The sequence below is a fragment of the Mesorhizobium sp. M7A.F.Ca.MR.176.00.0.0 genome (assembly GCF_004023165.1).
Classification (GTDB): Bacteria; Pseudomonadota; Alphaproteobacteria; order Rhizobiales; family Rhizobiaceae; genus Mesorhizobium.
In genome coordinates this window covers 4,733-30,643 of record NZ_RZTC01000065.1, presented here as the reverse complement: position 1 = coordinate 30,643, position 25,911 = coordinate 4,733, and the positions used below count along the sequence as shown (strand labels likewise).

The following is a 25,911-nucleotide window of genomic DNA, read 5'->3' as shown; positions in this document are numbered from 1 at the left end:
GCGTGTCGTTACCCCAAACCCGGGGGCACTTTGGGCGACATGCGGCAGGAGACCCCCTGATGACGGATATTTCGCTGATCGACCGCCTGCTCGACGTTATCGAGCACGACATCGTGCCGAAGACGGCCGACGGCGTCACCCATGGCAACAAGCTGTTCGGCGCCGCGATCCTGCGCAAGGACGACCGGTCGCTGGTGCTGGCCGAAACCAACAACGAGATGGAAAACCCGCTCTGGCACGGCGAGGTGCACTGCCTGAAGCGCTTCTACGAAATGCCCAGGGCTGAGCGCGTCGATACGAGAGACGCCATCTTCATCGCCACGCATGAGCCCTGCTCGCTGTGCCTGTCGGCGATCACCTGGACCGGCTTCGACAATTTCTACTATCTGTTCAGCCACGAGGATTCGCGCGACAGTTTTGCCATCCCGCACGATCTGAAAATCCTGAAAGAGGTCTTCACCCTCGATCCCGGCGGCTACAATGCCGAGAATGCCTACTGGAAGAGCTTTTCCATTCGCCGGCTGGTGCGAACTTTGCCCGAAGCCGAGCGGCAACGGCTGGAAACACGGATCGGCGCGATTTCGGCGCGCTACGATGAGTTGTCCGGCGTCTATCAGGCGAATAAGGACGATAACGACATTCCGCTGAATTGACGCGGATTGACCAGCCGAATTCGTTGGCTGGCCCACGACGCGATCCCACCGGCTCCATCATCTGGCGATCCTGGAGCATGCCATGAAAACAGTCACCGAATTTTCCCGCAAGGTCGTCGAATTCCCGGACATGGGGATCGTCATGCCGGACGGCTGCCGGCTCTCGGCGCGGGTGTGGATGCCGGAGGATGCGGGCGACGATCCGGTGCCAGCGATCCTGGAGCATCTGCCTTACCGCAAGCGCGACGGCACCATCTTTCGCGATCAGCTGACGCATCCCTATTTCGCCGGCCACGGCTATGCCTCGATCCGCGTCGACATGCGTGGCAATGGTGATTCCGAAGGGCTGATGGACGACGAATATTCCGAGCAGGAATTGCAGGACGCCTGCGACGTCATCGCCTGGGCGGCATCGCAGCCCTGGTGCAATGGCAATGTCGGCATGATGGGCATTTCCTGGGGCGGCTTCAACTGCCTGCAGGTGGCGGCCAAGCAGCCACCGGCGCTCAAAGCCGTGATCAGCCTGTGCTCGACCGTCGACCGCTATGCCGACGACATCCACTACAAGGGCGGCTGCCTGCTGATCGAGAACTTCGGCTGGGCCTCGACCATGCTGTCCTACTCGTCGCGGCCGCCGGACCCGCTGCTGGCCGGCGACAACAGATGGCGCGATCTGTGGCTGACCCGGCTGGAGAACCAATCCTTCCTGGCGCCGCTGTGGCTGAAACACCAGCACCGTGATGCCTACTGGAAGCGCGGCTCGATCTGCGAGGATTTCTCCGCTGTCAAAGCCGCCGTGCTGTCGATCGGCGGCTGGCATGACGGCTACCGCAACACGGTCTCGCATCTGGCCAGCAACATCGAAGCCCCGGTCAAGGGCATTATCGGGCCATGGATCCACAAATATCCGCATTATGCAGGACCAAAACCCGCCATCGGCTTCCTGCAGGAGGCTCTGCGCTGGTGGGACCGCTGGCTGAAGGGTGTCGACACGGGTGTCGAATCCGACCCGGCCTACCGCGCCTATGTCATGGACAGCGTGCGTCCTGCGCGCTGGCACCCCGAGCGTCCCGGCCGCTGGGTGGCGGAGCAGCAATGGCCCTCGCCAACCATCAAGACGCAGACGGTCGATCTGATCCCCCCAACGGATAAACCCGCCATCGTTGCCTCGCCGCAAAGCTGCGGCCTGGCTGGCGGCGAGTATTTTCCCTTCACCTTCGGCCCCGAACTGCCTGGCGATCAGCGCCCCGACGATGCCCTGTCGGTGTGTTTCGACCAGCCGGAACTCAGCGAGCCGATCGACATCGTCGGCGCTCCGGAAGTCGAGGTGCGGCTGTCCTCCGACCGTCCGCAGGCCAACATCGCGATCCGGCTCTGTGACGTGCATCCCGACGGCGCCTCGGAACTGATTTCCTATGGCGTGCTCAATCTGACGCATCGCAATTCGCATGAATTTCCCGAGGCGCTGGTGCCGGGCGAAACCGTGTTCGCGCGCGTCGTGCTCGATCAATGCGGCTATCGCGTTCCGCCCGGCCACCACCTGCGTGTTGCCGTTTCGAACGCCTATTGGCCTGCCATCTGGCCGTCGCCGGAGCCGGTCCGGCTGACCTTGTCGGCGGCGACGCTCCGCTTGCCGCTGCGGCCGCTGGCGACAGACGACGAAGCGGCGTTCGCCGAGCCGGAAGGTGCCACTCCCTGGGCAACGGAGACGATCCGCGCCAGCAATTCCGAGCGCCATATCGATCGTGACGAAAAGACGGGAATCGTGACGCTTTCCATCGTTGATGATTTCGGCGAGGTCCGCGATCTCGCTCATGGCCTGGCCAATGGCAGCATCGCCCGCGAGACCTGGACGATCCATCCCGACGATCCGCTGTCGGCCTCGGGGAAGACGCACTGGACGCAGACCCTGTCGCGAAACGGATGGTCGGTACGCACCGAAACGACAGCCGAAATGCGATCGGACAGGCAAAACTTCATCGTCAGCGCCAGAATCGAGGCCTATGAGGGCGAAACGCTCGTCTTCGAGCGCAATTTCGAGGAGAACGTGCCGCGCGCGCTTCTTTGAGCACCGAGTTCATTGGTCCAATTGCGACGTACGATTTACGCCACGGCATGTCGCATTCGGTCTTGCTTACCGCTTTCCCTTGCGGTCATTATTCTCCTCACAAGAAACAAGAAAAACGACCGCAGAGTCGAACCAACAGAGTGAGGAACTCAAAATGTCGAACCAACTGGAATTTCTTAGCCGGCGTGTCGCGTCGGGCAAACTGAGCCGTCGTGATTTTCTCGGCCGGGCGGCGGCGCTCGGTATCTCCGCGCCCTTCGCCAACTCGCTGCTTTCAAGCGCTGCACGCGCGGCGGGTCCGGTCAAGGGCGGCACACTGAAGGCCGGCCTAGTCGGCGGTGAATCCACCAACAGCCTCGACCCGGCGCTGTTCATGACTCAGGTGCCGTTCGCCTTCGGCAAGATGTGGGGCGAATTGATTGTCGAGCTTTCGCCCGAAGGCAAGCTCGAGAATCGTATCGCCGAGGAGATCGGCTCGTCGGACGACGCCAAGGTGTGGACGCTGAAGATCCGCGACGGCGTCGAATTCCACAACGGCAAGACGGTGACCGCCGAGGACGTGGCCGCCACACTTGAGCGCCATTCCGACGAGAAGTCGAAATCCGGCGCGCTCGGCTACATGAAGGGCATCGAGACCATCAAGGCCAGCGGCAAGGAAGTCGTGCTGACCCTGAAGGAAGCCAATGCCGACCTGCCCTATTTGCTCAGCGACTATCACCTGATCGTCCAACCGAATGGCGGCAAGGACAAGGCCGACGCAGGCATCTCGGCCGGTCCTTACAAGGTCACGACCAATGAGCCCGGCGTGCGCCATGGCGGCGAGCGTTTCGCCAATTACTGGCAGGGCGACAAGATGGGCCACGCCGACCAGATCGAGATCATCGTCATCAACGATGCGACGGCGCGCACCGCCGCCCTGCAAGGCGGCCAGGTCAACATGATCAACCGCGTCGAGCCAAAGATCGTCGACCTGATCAAGCGCCTGCCCGGCGTCACCATCCGCAACCATGCGGGTCCCGGCCACTATGTCTTCATCGCGCATTGCAACACCGCACCCTTCGACAACAACGATCTGCGCATGGCGCTCAAGCTGGCCATCGACCGCGAAGAAATGCTCGACAAGATCCTGCGTGGCTACGGTTCGATCGGCAACGACTTCCCGATCAACGCTTCCTACCCGCTGTTCAGCGATATCGAGCAACGGAAATACGATCCCGACAAGGCCAAGTTCCACTTCAAGAAGTCGGGCCATGACGGGGCCGTGCTGCTACGGACTTCCGACGTCGCCTTCCCCGGCGCCGTGGATGCCGCGCAACTCTATCAGCAGAGCGCGGCCAAGGCCGGCATCAAATTGGAGATCAAACGCGAACCGGGCGACGGCTACTGGTCGGAAGTCTGGAACAAGCAGCCCTTCTGCGCCTCCTACTGGGGCGGCCGCTCGACGCAGGACCAGATGTACTCGACCGCCTATCTGTCGACGGCGGACTGGAACGACACGCGTTTCAAGCGCCCGGATTTCGACAAGATGGTGCTGGCGGCCCGGGCCGAACTTGACGAGACCAAGCGCAAGGCGATGTACCACGACATGGCTGTCATGGTCCGCGACGAAGGCGGCCTGATCCTGCCGATGTTCAACCAGTTCATCGACGCAACAGGCGCCAAGGTCGACGGCTGGGTCGACGATCCACATCAGGAGCTGATGAACGGTTACGCCTTGGCGAAGTGCTGGCTGCAGGCCTGAGCCGGCTTTGCGGATATGTCTTCACCCATCCTGAAACTGATTGCCCAGCGCATCGCGCTGGGCATTCTCCTCTTGTTGGCCGTTTCGGTCCTGATTTTCGCCGGCACGCAGATCCTGCCCGGCGATGTCGCGCAAGCCATTCTTGGGCAATCGGCGACACCGGAGTCGCTCGCCAATCTGCGCGAGCAGCTCGGCCTCAACGACCCGGCCTATATCAGGTATTTCCGTTGGCTCGGCGGGGTGGTGACAGGTGACCTGGGTACCGCCATGTCGAGCGGCCAGGATATCGCCACGTCGATCAAGGGCCGGCTGTGGAACACGCTGTTCCTCGCCTTCTGGGCAGCGGTCGTCGCGGTGCCGCTAGCGATTATCCTCGGCCTGATCGCGGTGCGCTACCGCAATGGCTGGGTCGACAAGCTGATCTCCGGGCTGGCTCTGGCCTCGACCTCCTTTCCCGAGTTCTTCATCGGCTATGTGCTGGTCTATTTCTTCGCCGTGAAATGGCAAATCTTCCCGGGCATCTCGACCGTCTATGACGGCATGCCTTTTGGCGAGCGCATGCAGGCGATCGCTCTGCCGGCGGCAGCGCTGACGCTGGTCGTGCTCGCCCACATGATGCGCATGACACGCGCGGCGATCCTCAATGTCATGCAGTCGGCCTATGTCGAGACGGCGGAACTGAAGGGCCTGTCGGCCTTCAACGTCATCCGCAAGCACGCCTTCCCCAATGCCATCGCGCCGATCATCAACGTCGTCATGCTCAACCTCGCCTACCTGATCGTCGGCGTCGTCGTGGTCGAGGTGATCTTCGTCTATCCGGGCATGGGGCAGTATCTGGTCGACCACGTCACCAAACGCGACGTGCCGGTGGTGCAGGCGGTCGGCCTGATCTTCGCCGCCGTTTATATCAGCCTGAATATCATTGCGGACATAGCGGCGATCGTCGCCAATCCGCGTCTCAGACATCCGAAATAGGGGGCGGATATGCTCGATATCAAACGCATCCCCCTCCCCGCGCTGATCGGGATCGTGCTGACGGCATTGTTCGTGCTGGCGGCGATCTTCGCCCCCTGGATCGCGCCGCACGGCAATGGCGAAATCGTCGGCGACGTCTGGGAACCGATGTCGGCTGCCCATTTGCTGGGCACCGACAATCTCGGCCGCGATCTTCTGTCTCGCATGATCTACGGCGCCCGCATCACTTTGTTCATCGCGGTGCTGGCCACCGCACTGTCATTCTCGCTCGGCGCCATCCTCGGCTTCTCGGCGGCCGTCTTCGGCGGCTGGTTCGACACGCTGCTGTCGCGCCTCGTCGATCTCCTGATGTCGATCCCGACGCTGATCATGGGTCTCGTCGTGCTGTCAGTGCTGCCGACCAATCTGGTGACGCTGATCCTGGTGATGGGCATTCTGGATTCGACCCGCGTCTATCGCCTGTCGCGCGCGGTCGCCGTCGACATCAACGTCATGGACTATGTCGAGGCGGCGAAACTGCGTGGTGAGGGCAGCGGCTGGATCATCTTCCGCGAGATCCTTCCCAACGCATTGTCGCCGCTGGTTTCGGAACTCGGCCTACGCTTCATCTATGCCGTGCTGTTCCTGTCGACGCTGTCGTTCCTCGGCCTTGGCGTGCAGCCACCGGACGCCGACTGGGGCGGCATGGTCAAGGAAAACAAGGATGGCATCGTCTTCGGCATCGCGGCCGCGCTTATCCCGGCGGCGGCGATCGCCCTGTTGGCGATTTCCGTCAACCTGGTTGCCGACTGGGTGCTCAACCGGACGACCAGCCTCAAGGGAGGACGCGGGTGATGGCCGACACCAAAGCGAAATCAGGCCTGCTGCTCGACATCCGCAACCTGCGCATCGAAGCCACCGTCTTCCCGCCCGGCGAGCCGCCAAAGAACATCGTGTTGGTGCATGATGTCTCGCTGACGCTTGAAAAAGGCAAGGTGCTCGGCCTGATCGGCGAGTCCGGCGCCGGCAAGTCGACCATCGGCCTGTCGTCGATGGGCTATGGCCGCGGCGGCGTGCGCATCACCGGCGGCGAGGTGATCCTGAACGGCCGCGACATCCTCAAGGGCGGCAAGGACGGCTTCCGCAAATTACGCGGCCGCGAGGTCTGCTATGTCGCGCAATCGGCGGCAGCCGCCTTCAACCCGGCGCACCGGCTGATGGACCAGGTGGTGGAAGCCACGCTGCTGCACGGTACGGCAACGCGGGCCGAGGCCGAGAAGCGCGCGGTTGCGCTGTTCAAGAAGCTCAGCCTGCCGAACCCTGAAACCATCGGCGAGCGCTTTCCGCACCAGGTTTCGGGTGGCCAGTTGCAGCGCGTGATGACGGCGATGGCGCTGTGCTCCGAGCCGGACCTGATCGTCTTCGACGAGCCGACAACGGCGCTCGACGTGACGACGCAGATCGACGTGCTGGCGGCGATCAAGGATGCCATCCGCGACACCCATGTCGCTGCGCTCTACATCACCCACGACCTTGCCGTCGTCGCCCAGGTCTCAGACGAGATCATGGTGCTGCGCCATGGAAGGCTGGTCGAATGGGGCGGCACAAGGCAGATCATCAAGGAGCCGCGCCAAGAATACACCAATGCGCTGGTCTCGGTGCATGAGATCGAGCATCAGGAGCAGAAACCCGGCACGTCGCCATTCCTGTCGGTGAAGAACGTCACCGCCGCCTATGGCCGCAGCGACATCAAGGTGCTGAAGAACGTCTCGGTCGACATCTATCCGGGTCAGACGCTGGCCGTGGTCGGCGAGTCAGGCTCCGGCAAATCGACGCTGGCACGCGCCATCACTGGCCTGCTGCCGCCCGAACAGGGCACCGTCACCTTCGACGGGCGTCCGCTGGCAAATCGGCTGGCCGACCGGCCGAAGGAAGATTTGCGCCAGTTGCAGATGATCTACCAGATGGCCGACGTGGCGATGAACCCGCGCCAGACCGTCGGCACCATCATCGGCCGGCCGCTCGAATTCTATTTCGGCATACGCGGCCGCGAGCGCGACAGGCGCGTCGCCGAACTGCTCGACAAGATCGAGATGGGCAAGGGCTTTTCCGACCGCTATCCGGCCGAACTTTCCGGCGGCCAGAAACAGCGTGTCTGCATTGCCCGATCGCTTGCCGCCAAGCCGAAGCTGATCATCTGCGACGAGGTGACCTCTGCGCTCGATCCGCTGGTCGCCAACGGCATCCTCAAGCTGCTGCTCGATTTGCAGAAGGAGGAGAACGTCGCCTACCTCTTCATCACGCACGACCTCGCCACGGTGAAGTCGATCGCCGATTCGATCGCGGTTATGTATCGCGGCGAGGTGGTGCGCTACGGCCCCAAGAGCCAGGTGCTAAGCCCGCCCTTCGACGCCTACACCGACCTGCTGCTCTCCTCGGTTCCAGAGATGGAAATCGGCTGGCTGGAAAAGGCAATCAAGGGACGGCGCATGACCAGCGCGGGCAACTAAAGCAATTCGGGGAAACTGGAACCGGTTCTCCCAGAAGAAGCGCATGGCGCTTCCCCTGGGAATTGCACCAGACCAAGCCGCCACATGGGGCGCCGGCGACCGTCATCCGGATGCAACACAAGAGCGCCAAACGTCCTTCGGGACGAGCGCTGCTCGCACGACTTTTAAAACAGGGGTAGGACATGAAGACTGAACTCGATTATCTCGCCGAACTCGCCGGTCAAGGCCGGATATCGCGCCGCGCCTTTCTTGGGCGCGCCGCCGCGCTCGGCGTATCGGCGGCCCTGATGCCGGCGCTGGCCGGCAAGGCATTTGCCCAGACGGCGGTGAAGGGCGGTATCATCAAGGCCGGTCTGCAGGGCGGTGAATCCACCAACAGCCTCGATCCGGCGCTGAACCTCAGCCAGGTTACCTTCAGCTTCGGCAAGCTTTGGGGCGAGTATCTCGTGCGCCTCACCCCGGACAACAAGCTGGTCAACCTGATTGCCGAGGAGATTGGCGCCTCGGCCGACGCCAAGACATGGACAATCAAGATCCGCGACGGCATCGAGTTCCACAATGGCAAGACGGTCGGCGCGGAGGATGTTGCTGCCACCATTGAGCGCCATGCGGACGAGAAGTCCAAGTCCGGAGCACTCGGCATCCTCAAGAACATCAAGGGGATCAAGGCGAGCGGCAAGGAGGTCATCGTCACGCTCGGCGACGCCGATGCCGACTTCCCCTATCTGATGGCCGACTACCATCTCACCATCCAGCCGAATGGCGGCAAGGACGATCCGAACGCCGGCATCAGCGCCGGTCCCTATAAGGTTAGCGTCAACCAGCCCGGCGTGCGCCATGGCGGCGAGCGCTTCGCCAATTACTGGCTGGGCGACAAGGCCGGCCATGCCGACCAGGTCGAGATCATCGTCATCAATGACGCGACCGCACGGCTTGCCGCCCTGCAGGGCGGCCAGGTGCACATGATCAACCGCGTCGAGCCGAAGGTCGTCGATCTGGTCAAGCGCATCGCGGGCGTCTCCATCGAGAACGTCTCGGGCAAGGGCTACTATCCGTTCAACATGTTCTGCGACACCGCCCCCTTCGACAGCAACGATCTGCGGATGGCGCTGAAGCTTGCCATGGACCGCGACGAGATGCTGGAAAAGATCCTGCGCGGCTATGGCTCGGTGGGTAACGACTTCCCGATCAACGAGGCCTATCCGCTGTTTTCCGCCGACATCGAGCAGCGCAAGTTCGATCCGGACAAGGCGGCGGCAGCCTATAAGAAATCGGGCCACAGCGGCTCGATCGTGCTGCGCACCTCGGACGTCGCCTTCCCGGGCGCCGTCGATGCCGCACAGCTCTATCAGCAGTCCTGCGCCAAAGCCGGCATCAAGATCGAGATCAAGCGCGAGCCCGGCGACGGCTACTGGTCGGAGGTCTGGAACAAGCAGCCTTTCTCCCTCTCCTACTGGGGCGGACGCGCGACGCAGGACCAGATGTATTCCACCGGCTATGTCTCGACCGCCGACTGGAACGACACGCGCTTCAAGCGGCCGGAATTCGACAAGATGCTGTTTACCGCGCGCGGCGAGCTCGACCAGGCCAAGCGCCAGGCGATCTACCACGATATGGCAGTTATGATGCGTGACGAAGGCGGGCTGATCGTGCCCTTCTTCAACCAGTTCATCGACGCGGCCGCCACCAGCAAGATCGGCGGCTATGCCAAGAGCCCTATCGGCGAAATGATGGACGGCTACGCGCTTGCCGAGTGCTGGCTCAACGCTTGAGCGGACTCTGATCGTCCGATTTCATCTATCAAGAACGCCGTGTGCCCAAGACGGCACACGGCGTTCCCGTTTCAACCGCCAACCGCATGGAGCAGCCCGTGGCGCTCAAGTCCAAGCTTCTGCTGATCATCCTCGACGGCGTGCCTTACCGGAACTGGCGCCGGCTGATGGGCAATCTCGAAGGCTGGGTGCAATCGGGCGAGGCGCGCGTCTGGAAGATGCGCTCGGTGCTGCCGTCGACCTCGGCCTGCTGCTATGCGTCGATCCACACCGGGGTCTCACCGCAGGTGCACGGGATTCTCTCCAACGAGAACCGGTTCCGCGTCGAGCAGCCCGATATCTTCTCCGAAGTCAGCAAGGCAGGCGGCAAGACGGGGGCGGTGACCCATTCCTACTGGTCGGAATTCTTCCGCGGCTATCCGTTCGACCTGGTCGAGGACATGGAATTCGACGAGCCAGGCGGGCCGATCACGCATGGCCGCTTCCACACCATGACCGGGTACAATCTTCGCAACCAGATGACGCCGAGCGATGTCGACCTGTTCGCGACGCTGACGATGCTGACGAAACGCCATGGCATCGACTACGGCATCCTGCACACCTGCACGCTGGACTCGATGGGACACCGCTTCGGCCACGACTGCCACGAGATGGACCATGCCGTCTATGCGATGGACGGGATGCTGGCCGCCTTCCTGCCGCGCTGGATCGAAGCCGGCTATGAGGTGATCGTCACCGCCGATCACGGCCAGACCGATCGTGGCCATCATGGCGGCCATGACGACGAGATGCAGGATTTCGCGCTGTACTATTTTGGACAAGGTAAGGGTCCGCAGGCCGACACGCTGCTCGACCAGCTGCAGCTGGCGCCGACAGTGCTGAGCCGGCTGGGTGTGGCAATACCGGAGACGATGAAGGCTAAATCTTTCTTGGAGTGAGCGGGCGCGCAGAACTCTTCCCTTCCCCCCTTGTGGGGGAAGGGAAGACCCTGCCTCTGGCAACACTTCCTTACTTCGGTTAGCCTCCGCAAAATTCCTTGGCGGAGGATGAACCTTTTTGGACCGATCAGCGACAGAGCAGACAGGAGCCAGGCGGCTCGACCGGCCATGACGGCAGCGACGGAGACCGATCGCGCTCTCGTCGACCGGGTCGCGAAGGGCGACCGTGCCGCCGTGCGGCTCCTGTTCATGCGTCACCACGCGCGGGTCTACCGCTTCGTGGCGCGCCAGACGGGATCGGAAATGATGGCCGACGATATCGCCAACGAAGTCTTCCTCGAGCTATGGCGCCAGGCGCCCGGCTTCGAAGGGCGTTCCGAAGTCTCGACATGGCTGCTCGGCATCGCCCGTTTCAAGGCGCTGTCCTTTCTGCGCAAGAAGAAGGAAGACTGGATCGACGACGAGGCCGCCGCCGCGGTGCCCGATGGCGCGGACACGCCGGAAGTCGTCACCATGAAGGAAGACAAGGCCGCCGCCCTGCGGCGCTTCGTCGACACCTTGCCCGAAGAGCATCGCGTGGTCATCGATCTTGCCTATTATCACGGACAGTCGGTGAGCGAGATCGGCGAGGTGCTCGACATTCCGGTCGCCACCGTCAAGACCCGGATGTTCTACGCCCGCAAGAAACTCGGCGAGGCCCTCAAGGCCGCCGGATACGACAGGGGGTGGCCATGAGCGCCGCTGAAAAGATGTCGCGCCGCGACGAAATGGAAACGCTGCTGCCATTCTACCTGAACGGCTCGCTGGAAGGTTCCGACCTGGAAGCGGTCGAGGAGTGGCTGGCCAGCGATCCGGCCGCACTTGCCGCCCTTGGCGAGGCTGAAGCCGAATTCTCCGGCGCCACGGCCGCCAACGAAGCAATCCGGCCGCCGGCCGATGCGCTCAGCCGCTTTGCCAAGGCACTCGACGCCGAGGCCGGGCCTGCGCGCAAGCCGGCAGGATCGTCCTGGCTGGCGCAGGCCTGGGGCCGCTTCATGGCGGTGCCGGTCGGTGTCGCCTGGGCGGCAGCCGCGGTTCTGCTGGCTCTGGTCATGGTGCAGTCGTTTGTCGAACCCGGCGGCAAGGGCAATGATTTCGAGATTGCCGGCGCGCAAGACGATCCGGCGAAAATGCCGTTCGCCCTGGTCAAGTTCAAGCCGGATGCCAAGATGTCGGACATTTCCGCCTTCCTCGGCAGCAACGGGCTGAAGATCATCGGCGGACCGACCGCCGACGGCGTGTTCCGGCTTGGCATTCCGGCCGCGACAGCTGCCGACTACAACAAGCAAATCGGCCTTGTTGCCGCCCAGGCTTTCACGGAAACTGTGATCGAGGGAAGGAAACCCGTTGATGGCGGCTGAGGCGGTCATTCGATTTGCGGCAGTGCTTGCGACGGCGATGGCAATCGTCGTGCCCGCGTCGGCGCAGACCAACGACCCCAATCCAGACCAGACGAAAATCGACTGCCGCAACGGGACCAACGCGGCGGGCGCCGATTGCGCCAAGGATGGCAATGACACAAAGAGCGGATCGGACGCAGGCCAATCCGGCGCGGTCTTCCTGCCGGCGCTGATCGTCGACCTGTTTCCCAACCCGGCGGCGTCTCCAACACCGGTACCGACGCCCCGGCCGGCGCCCGCAACGCCGCCGGCCGATACTCAAGCCGGCCCCCCGCCCGGTGGCCCGATCGTCTCGCCGACCGATCTTATTGCCGTTCAGCCGCCGCGCGCGGTGGTTGGCGATTTCGTGCCCGACGAGGTGCTGGTGACCGTCGACGGCGATGCCGGCGCTGTCCAGCAGATCGCCGCCTCCTTCGGCCTGCAGGTGCGCTCGCAGCGCCAGTCGCTTCTGCTTGGCACCACGCTGGTGCGCTTCGGCATTCCCGACGGCCGGCCCGTCGGCGTCGTGCTGGCGCAACTGGCCGCCGACGGCCGCACCCAGCGGCGCGAGCCCAACCATGTCTATTCGCTGCAGCAGGCCGCCGGCATCGTCAACTATGCGTTCGATCGTATCGCGCTCGATGCCAAGCAGGCGAGTGGCGAAAACGTCCGCATCGCGGTGATCGACACTGGCATCGACGACACCAACCCGGCGCTGTCGGGCGTCATTGCCGGGCAGTTCGACGCCATGCCCGACGTGCCGATCGAAAAGCGCGATCACGGCACGTCGATCGACGGGCTGATCGCCGGCGTCGGCGTGCTGGAAGGCATGGCGCCGGGCGCAAAGATCTATCACGCCCGCGCCTTCGAGGGCGGCAAGTCGACCATGGACGTCATCCTGTCGGCGCTCGACTGGGCGGCGGAACAGGACGTGCGCATCATCAATATGAGCTTCGTCGGGCCGAAGAACGATTTGCTCGGCGTCGCCTGCCGCAATGCCCGCGCACTCGGCATGGTGCTGGTCGCCGCAGCCGGCAACAACGGGCCGAAGGCGCCCTATGGCTATCCGGCGGCTTTCGATGGTGTCATCGCAGTCACCGCCACTGATGCCAAGGACGGGCTGATGCCGCAGGCCAATCGCGGCGCCTATGTCTTCATCTCGGCGCCCGGCGTCGAGATGGTGGCGCCGAGCGGCGGCGGTTCGGACGTGGTCACCGGCACCTCGTTTGCGGCGGCGATCGTGAGCGGCGCCATCGCCAATCTCATCCATGCCGCGCCCGATCGCTCGGCCGACGACATCGAGAAGGCGCTCGCGGCGACGGCCAGGGATCTCGGCCCCAAGGGACGCGACGATGATTTCGGCTACGGTCTGCTGGACATCAGGGCGGCGGCGAGGGAATAAGGTCAGTCAAAGTGGGTTTGGGTCAAAACTCTATCAAGTGACTGCCGTCAATGGCTGAGATGGGTGGGCAGCGGAAGCCCGAGGCTGGCACCGAGCAGCAACTACATTAACCAGAAACAGTCATCCGCCACCGTTGTCGAATGACCGGGATGAGGCCGGAAGCTGACGGTCGGCTTTCAACTGTTAAAGGGGTGGAAGCGGACTTTCAGAACTTGGGGAGCATCGACGCGATCTGACCCATTCCGGTCATTCCCAGAGCATTTCGGCGTCTCCAAAGCGGACACTCAAACCAAGCCGGCGCTGATGACCTAAGCGGACATCTTGTCGAGAGAGCATTCCGTTCAGATTCGTGGGTGGAAGGTCCGGCGCGTTGCCATTCCGAGTAACACCGCCCCTCTAGCTGTGCCGTAACACGGTCGCGCACACTCGCGTCCGAAGCAGGACTAGAATAGGCTGGAGCCAAAGCCGCTTGGACCGACCAGGGAAGGCGCAGGGCACGTATGGAGCGACGGCTTACAGCAATACTTGCTGCCGACGTGGTTGGTTACAGCCGCCTCATGGGCGAGGACGAGGTAGGAACGCTTGAGGGACTGAAGAGCTGCCGTCGCGAACTGATCGACCCCGAGATCAAGAAACACCACGGCCGCATAATCAAGCTAATGGGCGACGGCGCGCTCGTCGAGTTCGCCAGCGTCGTCGATGCCGTCCAGTGTGCTGCTGTGATCCAGCGCCGGATGGTCGACCGCAACAAGGGTATCCCCGAAGCCCGGCAGCTCCGGTTTCGCATCGGCGTCAATCTCGGCGACGTCATCGTAGAGGGCGACGACATCTATGGAGATGGCGTGAATATCGCGGCGCGCCTGGAAGCGATGGCCGAGCCAGGCGGTGTTTGCATCTCCGGGACGGCGTTCGATCACGCGGTGCACAAAGTGGATGTCGGCTTTGCGGATCTCGGAGGGCAGCGCCTCAAAAATATCGCCGATTCGGTTCGCGCCTATCGGGTTCTGCTCGATCCCGGAGACGCGGGGAAGATCTTAGCGGCGCCAAGCCGGCCAGGTTCCCCCATCATGATTTTGGCAGGAGTAGCAGCGCTGCTCGTCGTCTTGCTTGCAGGCATTTTTGCATGGCAATGGCAAAAACTCTCCGCGCTCGAAAAGCCCTCCATTGCAGTACTGCCGTTTACGAACCTGAGCGGCGATCCTGGCCAGGACTATTTTGCCGACGGCATCACTGAAGATTTGATCACCGATCTTGCGAAGCTTTCCGGGCTCGATGTGATCGCCCGTAACTCCGTCTTCGCCTACAAAGGAACCTCCCCCGTTTTGGCAGATATTGGGCGTGACCTTGGCGTGCAATTTGTCGTTGACGGCAGCGTGAGGCGGACCGGCGATCAAATCCGCCTCAACGCGCAGCTCATCGATATCGCCACTGGCGACAATCTATGGGCTAATCGGTTCAATCGCGGCATCGCGGACGTGTTTGCGGTCCAGGACGAGATGAGCCGGGAAATCGCCAAGGCGCTTGGCGTCCAAGCTTCGGCAGCCGAGAGAGAGCGAATGGCACGCCCGCCGACTGCAAATCTCGAAGCCTATGATACCTACCTCCGTGCGGAGCGGGAGGCGCGCACCGGTCGAGGCGACGGATTGCGCGAGGCGCTTGCGCTGTATGAGAAGGCGCAGAAGCTCGACCCCACCTTCGCCGAGGCCTTTGCCGCCGACGCACGGCTGAGTGTCTATCTTTGGCGGACTGCCTCCGATGATATCATTCAGAGCGCGCTTGCGCGAAAGAGAGCATATGAGAAGGCAAGCCGTGCTTTGGAGCTCGATTCGGATTTTTCATCGCCCTACGCCGTTCTCGGGATTATGCAGGTCATGGATCGCCGCTATGAAGATGCGATCACCTCGGCGGAGCGTGCTGTCGCATTAGGCTCCGGAGACGCTGCGACGGAAATTGCCGTTGGTTATATCCAGCTGTTCGCCGGCAACCATAACAAAGCGGCATTGGCGGTCGAGACGGCATTGAAACTTGATCCCAATCTGGCTCCGATAGACCGGGAGGTTGTCGGGGTTGTCTTGCTTTTGCTCGGGGACATCAGGAAAGCCATTGAGACTCTCGAGCGCGCTCGCGACGATGCTCCAGAGGCGGGCAGCCTGAGGATTCTGCTCGCAGCGGCCTATGCCCGCGCCGGCCGCACAGAGGACGCCAAAGCGGCGATTGCGGACGGCCTCCGGCTGGTGACGAAGACCGAATCCTTGGCTCGACTGCGGTCGTTGGACGCGTTTCGGAATCACTATGCCCATCTTCGCAACGCTGAAGATTTGGCACCGCTCATCGACGCCCTCCGTCTGGCAGGACTTCCCGAATGGCCGTTCGGCTTCACCGCCGACGAACAGGACCGGTTGAACGGTGCGGAAATCGCATCTTTTGTTGTTGGCAAGACCTTGAAAGGCAACCTCGAACCGGACGGGCTTCCAGCCATTATGCAGATAGAACAGGACGGCACGGCAGTCTTCCGAACGATGACACGAATGCTCACCGAGAGGGTCTACGTCGATCGCGACCTCTTATGTGAGCATAGCGAAAATATGTTTGGGCGGCCCATCTGTGGTCCCGTCTACAGACGCAGGGACGCTGCCGGCAACGGGTATTCGTATGTCAATACAGGTATGGTGTTTCACTTCGTGACAGTGAATTGAGCTCGCAAGACTCAGGGGTTATTGATCAAGTTCCAATCCGGCACATCGACTGCCAACTTTGCTTCGACGATCGGCCATTTTGCATCGCCCTTCGGAACAAGATCATCGGCATTGTCCGCAAAGGCGGCCGCGTTCCCTTCGTCGTAGATCAAGTAGAGCTTGCCATCGATGATCTTGAATGCTTCCGGATCGACATTGACGGTGACGGATTCGTGGAGTGCGACCTCGCCCGCGCAGTAACCACCGTATTGAGGAGCGTATTTGGCAGGTTCGCTCATGAACATTTCCTTGTGTTCCTTGCTGGCGAAATGCCACGGCGTGCCAAGCCACTCATAGGAAAAGTCTTCGGAACCCTTCACGGCCTTGCCATCGGTGAAATAAGCGACCGTGTCGTAGCCCATGATCGCCACTCCGCCGAAGTAGCCGGTATTCACCGAGTCGGCCAAGGCAGAGCCTGCACCGGCCATCAAGGTGAGCGCACATATGACTGCCGACGCCGAATTGGAAACCAGTCTAGTCGATCTGTTCATCTGCGTTCTCCGTTCAATCGTGGATAGCTTCGCACTTCGCAGCGTTCGCTTCGCCAAGGACGTTCGCCTGGCACGTCGCGCCATGCCGTTTGAATAGTTTTATGATGTCGGTATTGCCTTTCCAGAACGCGCGGGTAATCGGCATGTAGCCATGACCCTCGGCATGGTTCACATCCGCACCTTGCGCAATGAGGAATTCTGCGAGTTCTACATGGTTTTCCTCACCCGCTATCACCAAGGGTGTGACCCCAGACTTGTTAGCCGAGTCTTCGAGCACCGCCCCCTGTTCGAGCAACAGCTTGGCGACTGGGAGACTTCCAGAAAAGGCAGCCGCGTGGAGGGGGGTAAACCCACCGGAATTGCGCGCCATGACGTCGGCGCCCTTGCTCAGCAGGAATTCCGCAATGGGAAGCTGATCGTCGAGAGCAGCAGCGATGAGGAGCGTTGCCTGGTCGCGTGCCCGGCTGTCGACGTCGGCACCGCCCGCCAAGGCTTGCTCCACGGCATTCTTGTCGCCGGCGGTGATGGAGTCGAACAACGGCTCACCTGCGACTACTCTTGTAGCCGCCAATACCAGCATAGTAAGTGCCAGCAGTCCGCGCATCATGTAGAATAGCATATTAGCTTCGACTTATTCAAGCTGCATTAGGCTCGTCGGGGCAAATGCCGGGGGACAGCGCGGCCGGATGTCTGCTTCCGGTCGGTCACGTGGCCCACTTCAACGGCTGGCTTGAGGCGCGTAGCGGCCACTAGCGTCGTGGAAGACGGACGTAGGCTTTGGGTCGAGCGCGATCGCTACAGGTGATTAAGTTCGGACCTCAGCCAGGCGCCCCTGCCACCGATCCCCGGACCACCAGGTCGACCGGCCAGACCTCGCCTCGCGCCCCCTCCTCCAGTCCTGAAATCCGCGCCGCCAGCCGCTCGGCGACACGGGCGCCGGCGAGACGGATCGATGAACGCGTCGTCGACAGCGGCACCGAGAAATTCTCCGGCCTCAGCCAGGGGAAGACGTCGTCATGGGCGATCAGCGAGACATCGCCGGGAATGCTCAGGCCGAGGTCGCGCACCGCGCGCACGACGCCCAGCGCCATGATCAGGCTGGAGCAGGCGATCGCCGTCGGCGCGTCGTCCTCTTCCAGCAAACGCCTGGTGGCGCGATAGCCGTTCTCCTCGGTCATATCGACCGAGCAGACATGGCGTTCGCTCAATGACAGTCCGCTCGCGGCGAGCGCCCGGCGCACGCCGCGTTCGCGATGGATGGCGAAGGTCTCGCGGTCGTCACCGTTGATCAGCGCCAGCCGCCGATGACCGAGCTGGATCAGCAGCCTGGCCGCCTCGTGGAAGGCGCCCTCATTGTCGATGTCGGTAAAAGCATAGTCGAAGTCGAAGCCCTCACTGCGGCCATGGACGATGAAGGGAATGCCGAGCGTGTTGACCAGCGCCACGCGTCGGTCAACGGGCCTTGGAGAGGAGATATAAACAGCGTCGACCTGCCGGTTGGCGACGATGCGCCGGTAGGTCGTCTCCTGGTCGTCGGCGTCGGCCGGCGACAGCACAAGGTCAAGCTCGTGCGAGCGGGCATAGTCACCAAGGCCGGACAGGAACTCGACGAAATGCGGATCGATGTCGACCGACGCACCGGTCGGCAGGACATAGCCGATCATGCCGGTCTTGCCGGTCGCCAGCCGGCGCGCGCTCGGATTGGGACGATAGCCATGGCGCTTGGCGGCATCCATGACACGCCTGCGCGTCTCCTCGTTGACCTCGGGATAGCCGTTCAGCGCACGGCTTACCGTGGTTTGCGAAAGTGCCAGCATATGGGCGAGCTGCTTGAGGTTCACGAAAGGTCTCCATTCCCTCAAAGCGCTTTTAAATTGAATCGACCCAAGTGCCAGCGGGGCCGAGCCATACCAAGCCGAACCATAGACGCGGTTCGGGCGTGTTTGAAACAAAAACTGCTGCTGCATCGCCATAATAGTATGTTGCAGCGCACTTTCGGGGGCGCAAATGCGCGAACCTAAATCGATTAATCCGCCGGCCTCTTGACTTCCCAGCAATTCAATGGCGTGATCGAAAAAGCCAAAGCGCTTTGGAAGACTCTTCGAAAGGTTGCGGTTCCTTTCCGACTGAGTCACAGTCCTGCGGCGTCGGCGGGCGGAATGGAGGTTCCGTCCGGTGTGTGAGACCCACTGGGAGGAATACCGATGAAGAAAATGCTTTTGCTGGGTGCTGCGTTTGCCACGTTCGCCCTGAACGCGCCCGCGCAGGCCGAACTGAAGTTCAAGCCCGGCGAAGACAAGCGCTTCAACTGGGCGAACTACGAAGAGCTCAAGAAAGTCGACCTCAAGGGTGAGACGCTGTCGATCTTCGGACCGTGGCGCGGCGAGGACGAAGGCCTGGTGCGCGGCGTTCTCGACTATTTCTCGGAAGCCACCGGCGTCGAGATCAAATACTCCTCCTCGGAGAATTACGAGCAGCAGATCGTCATCGATACGCAGGCCGGCAGCCCGCCGAACATCGCCGTGCTGCCGCAGCCGGGCCTCATTCAGGACCTGGCGTCGAAGGGCCTTTTGACGCCGCTCGGTGACGACACCGCCAAATGGGTCAAGGACAATTACGGTGCCGGCCAGTCATGGGTCGATCTCGGCACCTTCAAGGACAAGGACGGCAAGCCGGGCTTCTTCGCCTTCCCTTACAAGGCCGACGTGAAGTCGCTGGTCTGGTACTCGCCGGACAATTTCGAGGAAGCCGGCTACAAGGTGCCGAAGACGCAGGAAGAACTCGCCGATCTCGAAAAGAAGATCATCGCCGATGGCGGCAAGCCGTGGTGCATCGGCCTCGGCTCCGGCGGCGCCACCGGCTGGCCGGCGACTGACTGGGTCGAAGACCTGATGCTGCGCACCCAGCCTCCGGAGGTCTACGACAAATGGGTGAAGAACGAGATCCCGTTCAACGATCCGGCGGTGGTCAACGCCATCGACATTTTCGGCAAGATCGCGACCGACGACAAGATGGTCGACGGCGGCGCCAAGGCGGTTGCGGCGACCGACTTCCGCGACAGCCCGAAGGGCCTCTTTTCGGTGCCGCCGAAATGCTACCTGCACCACCAGGCATCGTTCATTCCGACCTTCTTCCCGGAAGGCACCAAGGTCGGCCAGGACGCGGACTTCTTCTACTTCCCCCCCTATGCCTCCAAGCCTGAACTGGGCACGCCCGTGCTCGGCGCCGGTACGCTGGCGATGATCACCAAGGACAGCAAGAGTGCGCGCGCGTTCATCGAATTCCTGAAGATGCCGCTCGCCCACGAGATCTGGATGGCCGAAGGCGGCTTCGTGACGCCGCTCAAGTCGGTCAACAAGGATGCCTATGCCAGCGACGCGCTGAAGAAGCAGGGCGAAATCCTCGCCAATGCCTCGACTTTCCGCTTCGACGGTTCCGACCTGATGCCGGGCAAGATCGGCGCCGGCGCCTTCTGGACCGGCATGATCGACCTGGTCGGCGGCAAGTCGGCGCAGGACGTCGCCACCGACATCCAGAAGAGCTGGGACGCCATCAAGTAGACGGCTGGCACGTAGACGACCAACCATTCTCGCACTGGATCCGGACCGTACTGGCCCGGATCCGACGGCGGCCCGTGCCGCAGCCTTTCGTCATGAGCGCATTGACATGAAGCGCGATCGGCAATGTGCGCAAGCCGCCGATGACGCGCTCCAAACAACTGAATCGGCGCCTGGTCCCCGTCACCAAGGTCATTCCTTGTCGGGTCATGCGCAGGGGGAGAGGGACCCATGGCGGCTCAGATTTTCTCGGCCATAACAGTCATCATCGTCGGCGTCGGCGGTTGCGTCGCCTATTTCTGGGGCGCCAACAAACTGGTCGACCTGATATTCCCGTCACGCGGCGTCGCCGGTGCCGCGGCCATCGACAATCTGCGCCGGCAAGGGCTGGTCAGGCCATGGCTGTTCGTCGGTCCGGCGATGATTATCCTCACCATCTACCTGATCTACCCGGTGGTCGAGACGCTGCGGCTGTCGTTCCTCGATCGCGGCGGCATCAATTTCGTCGGCCTGGCGAACTATGAATGGGCGTTCGGCGATCGCGAGTTCCGCAACTCGATCCTCAACAACATCATCTGGCTGGCGGTCGTGCCCGCCGCCTGCACGTTCCTAGGGCTGATCATCGCCGTGCTCACCGACAAGATCTGGTGGGGCACGATCGCCAAGAGCCTGATCTTCCTGCCGCTGGCGATCTCCTTCGTCGGCGCCAGCGTGATCTGGAAATTCATCTACGAGTATCGGGGCGAGGGCCAGACCCAGATCGGCATCCTCAACGCCATCATCCAGCATTTCGGCGGCCAACCGCAGGTCTGGATATCGCTGCCGTTTTGGAACAATTTCTTCCTGATGATCATCCTGATCTGGATTCAGACCGGCTTTGCCATGGTCATCCTGTCTTCCGCCCTGCGCGGCATTCCCGAAGAAACGCTGGAAGCCGCCGTCATCGACGGCGCCAATCCGTTCCAGATCTTCTGGAAGATCATGGTGCCGCAGATCTGGGGCACCATCGCCGTGGTCTGGACCACGATCACCATTCTGGTGCTCAAAGTGTTCGACATCGTGCTGACCATGACCAACGGCCAGTGGAACAGCCAGGTGCTGGCCAATCTGATGTTCGACTGGATGTTCCGCGGCGGCGGCGATTTCGGCCGCGGCGCCACCATCGCCATCATCATCATGATTGCCGTCATCCCGATCATGGTCTGGAACATCCGCCAGGCGAACAAAGAGACGGGAGAACATTGAGATGGCCGTCGCGACCGGAAATTCCTTCGCCAGCCGCTTTGGCGTCCACATCGCCGTGCTCATCTTCGTCGCAATCTGGACCATACCGACGCTCGGCATCCTGGTTTCGTCGCTGCGCGACAAGAACCAGATCATCGCCTCGGGCTGGTGGAACTCGTTCGCCAGTTCCACCCAGACGGAAGCCGGCCGGCTGCCGCCCGCCTCGGCGCAAGTCGAGAAGGACGGCAAGTTCGTCCTCGAAGGCAATATCTTCGGCGACGGCGCCAAGCGCGACATCAGCGCCTTCGGAGTCAAATCGGCGGCACCGACGCAATATCCCGCCGGCACCACAGCCGATCTCGGCGACGGCATGACCTTGCAGCTCAATGCCGACGGCAGCTTCATCATGCAGTCCCCGAAAGCGTTCGAAGGCGATCGCGGCCAGCGCGTCTATTATGCTTCGTCGGCGCCGCCGAAATTCACCACCGACAATTACAGAACCGTGCTGTTCTCCGAAGGCATCGGACGGTCATTCATGAATTCTCTGACCGTCACCATTCCGGCTACCGTCATCCCGATCCTGATCGCCGCCTTTGCCGCCTATGCGCTGGCCTGGATGCGGTTTCCCGGCCGGGCGCTGCTGATCGCCGTCATCATCGGCTTGCTGGTGGTGCCATTGCAGATGTCGCTGATCCCGCTGTTGAAGCTCTACAACGGCGTCGGCGCTTTCTTCGGCATGCCGTCGAAGACCTATCTCGGCATCTGGCTGGCGCATACCGGCTTCGGCCTGCCCTTCGCCATCTACCTGCTGCGCAGCTACATTGCCGGCCTGCCGCGCGAAATCATGGAATCGGCGCGCATCGACGGCGCCAGCGATTTCGAGATCTTCGTCAAGATCGTCTTGCCGCTGTCGTTCCCGGTGCTGGCTTCATTTGCCATCTTCCAGTTCCTGTGGGTATGGAACGATCTGCTGGTGGCGATGGTTTTCCTCGGTACAGAGGCAGACCAGATCGTGCTGACCGCCAAACTCAACGCGCTGTTGGGCTCGCGCGGCGGCGACTGGGAGATTCTGACGACATCGGCTTTCGTGACCATCATTGTGCCGCTGATCGTGTTCTTCTCGCTGCAGCGCTATTTTGTCCGCGGGCTGCTTGCCGGCTCGGTGAAAGGAGGCTGAGACGATGCAATCCGCTTTGAAGGCCAGCTCGAAGCCTGACCTCGCCATCGATCGCGACTGGTGGCGGGGCGCGGTGATCTACCAGATCTATCCGCGCAGCTACCAAGACTCGAATGGCGACGGCATCGGCGATCTCAAGGGCATCATAGGCCGCCTCCCCTACATCGCCGCACTCGGCGCGGATGCCATCTGGATTTCGCCGTTCTTCAAGTCGCCGATGAAGGATTTCGGCTATGACGTGTCGGATTACTGCGATGTCGATCCGATGTTCGGCACGCTGGCCGACTTCGACGCGCTGACCGCCGAGGCACACAGGCTGGGCTTGAAGGTGATGATCGACGAGGTGCTGTCGCACACCGCCGACAACCATCCATGGTTCAAGGAAAGCCGGTCGAGCCGCAGCAACCCGAAAGCCGATTGGTACGTCTGGGCAGACGCCAGGCCGGACGGCACACCGCCCAACAACTGGCTGTCGATCTTCGGCGGCTCGGCGTGGCAATGGGACACCAGCCGCCAGCAATATTACATGCACAATTTCCTGGCCGAACAGCCCGACCTCAACTTTCACAACCACGAAGTCCAGGACGCATTGCTCGACGTCACCCGCTTCTGGCTGGAACGCGGCGTCGATGGTTTCCGGCTCGATACCATCAATTTCTACTTCCACAGCCAAGGTCTGGAAAACAATCCGCCGCTGCCGCCGGAAGAGCGCAACGACCAGACCGCGCCGGCGGTCAACCCCTACAACTACCAGGACCATCTCTACGACAAGAGCCGGCCCGAGAACCTCGGCTTCCTCGAACGGTTCCGTGCCCTGCTCGATGAGTATCCGGCAACCGCAGCGGTCGGCGAGGTCGGCGATTCGCAGCGCGGGCTTGAAGTGGTTGCCGCCTACACCGCAGGCGGCAAGCGCGTGCACATGTGCTACTCCTTCGATTTCCTGGCGCCGGAAAAGATCAGCGCGGGCAAGGTCCGCTCGGTGCTGGAATCCTTCGGCAAAGTCGCCATCGACGGCTGGTCGTGCTGGGCCTTCTCCAACCACGACGTGATGCGCCCGGCCTCGCGCTGGGCCGCCAATGAGGCCGACCCGACCGCCTACCTCAAGGTCATCTCGGCGCTGCTGATGTCGTTGCGCGGTTCGGTCTGCATCTACCAGGGCGAGGAGCTTGGGCTCGGTGAGGCAGAGCTGCGGTTCGAGGATCTGCAGGATCCCTATGGCATCCGCTTCTGGCCGGAATTCAAGGGCCGCGACGGCTGCCGCACGCCAATGGTGTGGGATGGCAGCGCCAAGAATGGCGGCTTCTCCCAGGCAAAGCCCTGGCTGCCGGTGCCGGCCAAGCATCTGGCGCAAGCGGTCAATGTCCAGCAGGGCGACGAGGCTTCGCTGCTCGAGCACTACCGGCGCTTTCTCACCTTCCGGCGTGCCCATCCGGCGCTCGCCAAGGGCGACATCACCTTCATCGAAAGTGAGGGCGACACCGTCGCCTTCACGCGCCGCGCAGGCAACGAGCAGATCGTCTGCGTCTTCAATCTGGGAGCCGGGCCGGCCAAGGTTGACCTTGGCGGCCGATCGCTGCAACCTCTGCCCGGGCACGGATTTTCGGGGCAGGCGAACAGCGGTTCCATCGAGCTTGGCGGCTACGGCGCCTGGTTCGGGCGTCTCGACTGAATTCCAATCACTGGAGGAAACCAAATGGCCGATGTCACGCTAAGACAAGTGAAGAAGTCCTACGGCAATCTGAACATTCTCCACGGCATCGACCTCGATATTAAATCGGGCGAGTTCATCGTCTTCGTCGGCCCGTCGGGCTGCGGCAAGTCGACATTGCTGAGATCGATCGCCGGGCTCGAGGAAATCACCTCCGGCGAGCTTAGAATAGCCGGCGAAGTGGTGAACGACGTGCCGCCGTCGAAGCGCGGCATCGCCATGGTGTTCCAGTCCTACGCGCTCTACCCGCACATGACCGTCTACGACAACATGGCGTTCTCGATGAAGATCGGCAAAGAGAACAAGGCCGAGATCGACCGCCGCGTGCGTCAGGCCGCCGAGATCCTGCAGCTGACCAAATATCTCGACCGCCTGCCCAAGGCGATGTCGGGCGGCCAGCGCCAGCGCGTCGCCATCGGCCGGGCCATCGTGCGCAATCCGAAGGTGTTCCTGTTCGACGAGCCGCTTTCGAACCTTGATGCGGCGCTGCGAGTCGCCACCCGCATCGAAATCGCCAAGCTCAAGGAATCGATGCCCAACACGACCATGATCTACGTCACCCACGACCAGGTCGAGGCGATGACGCTCGCCGACCGCATCGTGGTGCTCAAGGACGGCCATATCGAGCAGGTCGGCACGCCGATGGATCTATACAAGAAGCCCGGCAATCTGTTCGTTGCCCAGTTCATCGGCTCGCCAGCCATGAACATCCTGCCCGCGACCATCGACAAGACCGGAAACCCGACCGTCGTCAGCCATGTCGGCGGACGCAAGGCGACCGTGCCGATCGCGACGCCGGCTTCGGCGAAGGGCGCTGCGGTTAGTTTCGGCGTGCGGCCGGAGGACCTGATCATCGCCAGCGGCGCGGACTATCTGTTCGAGGGGACGGTCGACTATGTCGAGCAGCTCGGCGAGGTTCAGCTGGTCTATGTCGACATCGGTCGCGCCGACCTCCCGCTGGTGACCAAGCTGCCCGGCAATGTTGAGGTCAAGCGCGGTTCGACATTGCGGCTGAGCGCCAATGGCGAGGACCTGCATCTCTTCGACGCTGACGGACGGTCGTTTGCCCTTCATGAGGCTGAAGCGAAGGCGGCCTGAGGCAGAACCGCGTCTTGGACAAAAAAGAGCAGCGGGCCAGGCCCGCCGCTCTTTTTTTGAAGATCAGCTTCGACTGTTAACGGCCGAAGAGATTCCGGTCGCTGCCCTGAGGAGCGGACTTCTCTACGTCGCCCGACGAATTGAGCAGCTTCTCGACGAGGCCACCGCTGTTGCGGACCGAGTTCGTATGCGCGCTGTCAACCGAAGTAACCGCAGGCTGGTTGGCGCCGTTGGAGCCAAAGTTGTCGCTGCCGGCGAAGGCACTGCCGGTGATGGCCAGAACGGCGGCGGCAGCAATAAGGATCTTGTTCATTTTAGTCTCCTGAATTCTGGATTTCGCCAGACGGCAGACACAGCTGCCGTCGCTTGCGAAATTGGTTTTAGCGACCGAAGAGGTTACGGTCGCTGCCCTGAGCGGGTGTCTGGGCAGCCGGTTCCGAGGTCTTGGTGGAAGCCGTGTACGAC

The 25,911-nt window shown here is 62.2% G+C and carries 22 protein-coding genes; 17 read left to right on the top strand and 5 right to left on the bottom strand.

The window, feature by feature from the left end; genetic code table 11:
* Window positions 1-59: 59 nt before the first annotated feature.
* From EOB59_RS21110 to EOB59_RS21055, 12 genes are all read left to right on the top strand, one after another.
* Entirely contained in the window at window positions 60-653 is a 594-nt protein-coding gene (locus EOB59_RS21110; protein WP_128289148.1) for a nucleoside deaminase, read from the top strand.
* 82 nt (window positions 654-735) lie between these two features.
* Window positions 736-2,721: a CocE/NonD family hydrolase gene (locus tag EOB59_RS21105; protein WP_128289147.1), complete on the top strand. Its 1,986-nt coding sequence runs from the start codon at window positions 736-738 to the stop codon at window positions 2,719-2,721.
* Between the two features lie 154 nt (window positions 2,722-2,875).
* The gene (locus EOB59_RS21100) at window positions 2,876-4,462 is read left to right on the top strand and encodes an ABC transporter substrate-binding protein (RefSeq protein WP_128289146.1); all 1,587 of its coding nucleotides are present in this window, start codon (window positions 2,876-2,878) and stop codon (window positions 4,460-4,462) included.
* 15 nt (window positions 4,463-4,477) lie between these two features.
* Window positions 4,478-5,437, top strand: a complete 960-nt coding sequence (locus EOB59_RS21095) for an ABC transporter permease (protein WP_127268156.1) — start codon at window positions 4,478-4,480, stop codon at window positions 5,435-5,437.
* Between the two features lie 9 nt (window positions 5,438-5,446).
* The gene (locus EOB59_RS21090; protein WP_127268157.1) at window positions 5,447-6,271 is read left to right on the top strand and encodes an ABC transporter permease; all 825 of its coding nucleotides are present in this window, start codon (window positions 5,447-5,449) and stop codon (window positions 6,269-6,271) included.
* Window positions 6,271-7,926 (top strand): ABC transporter ATP-binding protein, encoded by a 1,656-nt coding sequence (locus EOB59_RS21085; RefSeq protein ID WP_127808227.1) that lies wholly within the window; start codon window positions 6,271-6,273, stop codon window positions 7,924-7,926. Before EOB59_RS21090 ends, EOB59_RS21085 begins: the two co-directional genes overlap by 1 nt.
* A gap of 182 nt (window positions 7,927-8,108) precedes the next feature.
* Window positions 8,109-9,698: an ABC transporter substrate-binding protein gene (locus EOB59_RS21080; protein WP_127268159.1), complete on the top strand. Its 1,590-nt coding sequence runs from the start codon at window positions 8,109-8,111 to the stop codon at window positions 9,696-9,698.
* Window positions 9,699-9,784: 86 nt separating this feature from the next.
* Complete coding sequence (locus EOB59_RS21075; RefSeq protein ID WP_164895706.1) at window positions 9,785-10,636, top strand: alkaline phosphatase family protein; 852 nt, start codon at window positions 9,785-9,787, stop codon at window positions 10,634-10,636.
* Between the two features lie 168 nt (window positions 10,637-10,804).
* Window positions 10,805-11,371, top strand: a complete 567-nt coding sequence (locus EOB59_RS21070; protein WP_127268161.1) for a sigma-70 family RNA polymerase sigma factor — start codon at window positions 10,805-10,807, stop codon at window positions 11,369-11,371.
* Window positions 11,368-12,036, top strand: coding sequence for an anti-sigma factor (locus EOB59_RS21065; RefSeq protein WP_127808228.1), 669 nt, complete (start codon window positions 11,368-11,370; stop codon window positions 12,034-12,036). The genes EOB59_RS21070 and EOB59_RS21065 overlap by 4 nt, the downstream gene beginning before the upstream one ends.
* Entirely contained in the window at window positions 12,026-13,456 is a 1,431-nt protein-coding gene (locus tag EOB59_RS21060) for a S8 family serine peptidase (protein WP_127808229.1), read from the top strand. The genes EOB59_RS21065 and EOB59_RS21060 overlap by 11 nt, the downstream gene beginning before the upstream one ends.
* Before the next feature lie 500 nt (window positions 13,457-13,956).
* Entirely contained in the window at window positions 13,957-16,152 is a 2,196-nt protein-coding gene (locus EOB59_RS21055; protein WP_127808230.1) for an adenylate/guanylate cyclase domain-containing protein, read from the top strand.
* An 11-nt stretch (window positions 16,153-16,163) separates the two neighbouring features.
* Here the strand turns inward: EOB59_RS21055 and EOB59_RS21050 are convergent, their stop codons facing one another.
* The 3 genes from EOB59_RS21050 to EOB59_RS21040 form a co-directional block, all read right to left on the bottom strand.
* Window positions 16,164-16,682, bottom strand: coding sequence for a YHS domain-containing (seleno)protein (locus EOB59_RS21050; RefSeq protein WP_127320817.1), 519 nt, complete (start codon window positions 16,680-16,682; stop codon window positions 16,164-16,166).
* Between the two features lie 13 nt (window positions 16,683-16,695).
* Complete coding sequence (locus tag EOB59_RS21045) at window positions 16,696-17,286, bottom strand: ankyrin repeat domain-containing protein (protein WP_127320823.1); 591 nt, start codon at window positions 17,284-17,286, stop codon at window positions 16,696-16,698.
* Between the two features lie 214 nt (window positions 17,287-17,500).
* Window positions 17,501-18,523 carry a substrate-binding domain-containing protein gene (locus EOB59_RS21040; RefSeq protein ID WP_127808231.1) on the bottom strand — a complete coding sequence of 341 codons (1,023 nt, stop codon included), beginning with the start codon at window positions 18,521-18,523 and terminating at the stop codon, window positions 17,501-17,503.
* 363 nt (window positions 18,524-18,886) lie between these two features.
* Here EOB59_RS21040 and EOB59_RS21035 point away from each other — a divergent pair, with 363 nt between their 5' ends.
* The 5 genes from EOB59_RS21035 to ugpC all read left to right on the top strand — a co-directional run bounded on the left by EOB59_RS21035 (window position 18,887) and on the right by ugpC (window position 25,446).
* Complete coding sequence (locus EOB59_RS21035; protein WP_127267791.1) at window positions 18,887-20,242, top strand: ABC transporter substrate-binding protein; 1,356 nt, start codon at window positions 18,887-18,889, stop codon at window positions 20,240-20,242.
* A 228-nt stretch (window positions 20,243-20,470) separates the two neighbouring features.
* Window positions 20,471-21,484, top strand: coding sequence for a sugar ABC transporter permease (locus tag EOB59_RS21030; protein WP_127808232.1), 1,014 nt, complete (start codon window positions 20,471-20,473; stop codon window positions 21,482-21,484).
* 1 nt (window position 21,485) lies between these two features.
* A complete protein-coding gene (locus EOB59_RS21025) occupies window positions 21,486-22,640 on the top strand; it encodes a carbohydrate ABC transporter permease (protein ID WP_127808233.1) in 1,155 nt (384 codons plus the stop codon).
* A gap of 4 nt (window positions 22,641-22,644) precedes the next feature.
* Window positions 22,645-24,309, top strand: a complete 1,665-nt coding sequence (locus EOB59_RS21020) for an alpha-glucosidase family protein (RefSeq protein ID WP_128289144.1) — start codon at window positions 22,645-22,647, stop codon at window positions 24,307-24,309.
* A 24-nt stretch (window positions 24,310-24,333) separates the two neighbouring features.
* Window positions 24,334-25,446, top strand: a complete 1,113-nt coding sequence (gene ugpC, locus EOB59_RS21015; protein ID WP_128289143.1) for a sn-glycerol-3-phosphate ABC transporter ATP-binding protein UgpC — start codon at window positions 24,334-24,336, stop codon at window positions 25,444-25,446.
* A gap of 76 nt (window positions 25,447-25,522) precedes the next feature.
* Here ugpC and EOB59_RS21010 read toward each other — a convergent pair whose 3' ends face one another.
* Window positions 25,523-25,759, bottom strand: a complete 237-nt coding sequence (locus EOB59_RS21010) for a DUF680 domain-containing protein (protein WP_128289142.1) — start codon at window positions 25,757-25,759, stop codon at window positions 25,523-25,525.
* A gap of 67 nt (window positions 25,760-25,826) precedes the next feature.
* Window positions 25,827-25,911 (bottom strand): DUF680 domain-containing protein (locus EOB59_RS36505; protein ID WP_245486690.1); only part of this gene is annotated, 85 nt, incomplete at its 5' end.

Coding starts and splice junctions, on each gene's coding strand:
- EOB59_RS21110 (WP_128289148.1), top strand. CDS start 60: ATGACGGATATTTCGCTGATCGACCGCCTGCTCGACGTTATCGAGCAC.
- EOB59_RS21105 (WP_128289147.1), top strand. CDS start 736: ATGAAAACAGTCACCGAATTTTCCCGCAAGGTCGTCGAATTCCCGGAC.
- EOB59_RS21100 (WP_128289146.1), top strand. CDS start 2,876: ATGTCGAACCAACTGGAATTTCTTAGCCGGCGTGTCGCGTCGGGCAAA.
- EOB59_RS21095 (WP_127268156.1), top strand. CDS start 4,478: ATGTCTTCACCCATCCTGAAACTGATTGCCCAGCGCATCGCGCTGGGC.
- EOB59_RS21090 (WP_127268157.1), top strand. CDS start 5,447: ATGCTCGATATCAAACGCATCCCCCTCCCCGCGCTGATCGGGATCGTG.
- EOB59_RS21085 (WP_127808227.1), top strand. CDS start 6,271: ATGGCCGACACCAAAGCGAAATCAGGCCTGCTGCTCGACATCCGCAAC.
- EOB59_RS21080 (WP_127268159.1), top strand. CDS start 8,109: ATGAAGACTGAACTCGATTATCTCGCCGAACTCGCCGGTCAAGGCCGG.
- EOB59_RS21075 (WP_164895706.1), top strand. CDS start 9,785: ATGGAGCAGCCCGTGGCGCTCAAGTCCAAGCTTCTGCTGATCATCCTC.
- EOB59_RS21070 (WP_127268161.1), top strand. CDS start 10,805: ATGACGGCAGCGACGGAGACCGATCGCGCTCTCGTCGACCGGGTCGCG.
- EOB59_RS21065 (WP_127808228.1), top strand. CDS start 11,368: ATGAGCGCCGCTGAAAAGATGTCGCGCCGCGACGAAATGGAAACGCTG.
- EOB59_RS21060 (WP_127808229.1), top strand. CDS start 12,026: ATGGCGGCTGAGGCGGTCATTCGATTTGCGGCAGTGCTTGCGACGGCG.
- EOB59_RS21055 (WP_127808230.1), top strand. CDS start 13,957: ATGGAGCGACGGCTTACAGCAATACTTGCTGCCGACGTGGTTGGTTAC.
- EOB59_RS21050 (WP_127320817.1), bottom strand. CDS start 16,682: ATGAACAGATCGACTAGACTGGTTTCCAATTCGGCGTCGGCAGTCATA.
- EOB59_RS21045 (WP_127320823.1), bottom strand. CDS start 17,286: ATGCGCGGACTGCTGGCACTTACTATGCTGGTATTGGCGGCTACAAGA.
- EOB59_RS21035 (WP_127267791.1), top strand. CDS start 18,887: ATGAAGAAAATGCTTTTGCTGGGTGCTGCGTTTGCCACGTTCGCCCTG.
- EOB59_RS21030 (WP_127808232.1), top strand. CDS start 20,471: ATGGCGGCTCAGATTTTCTCGGCCATAACAGTCATCATCGTCGGCGTC.
- EOB59_RS21025 (WP_127808233.1), top strand. CDS start 21,486: ATGGCCGTCGCGACCGGAAATTCCTTCGCCAGCCGCTTTGGCGTCCAC.
- EOB59_RS21020 (WP_128289144.1), top strand. CDS start 22,645: ATGCAATCCGCTTTGAAGGCCAGCTCGAAGCCTGACCTCGCCATCGAT.
- ugpC (WP_128289143.1), top strand. CDS start 24,334: ATGGCCGATGTCACGCTAAGACAAGTGAAGAAGTCCTACGGCAATCTG.
- EOB59_RS21010 (WP_128289142.1), bottom strand. CDS start 25,759: ATGAACAAGATCCTTATTGCTGCCGCCGCCGTTCTGGCCATCACCGGC.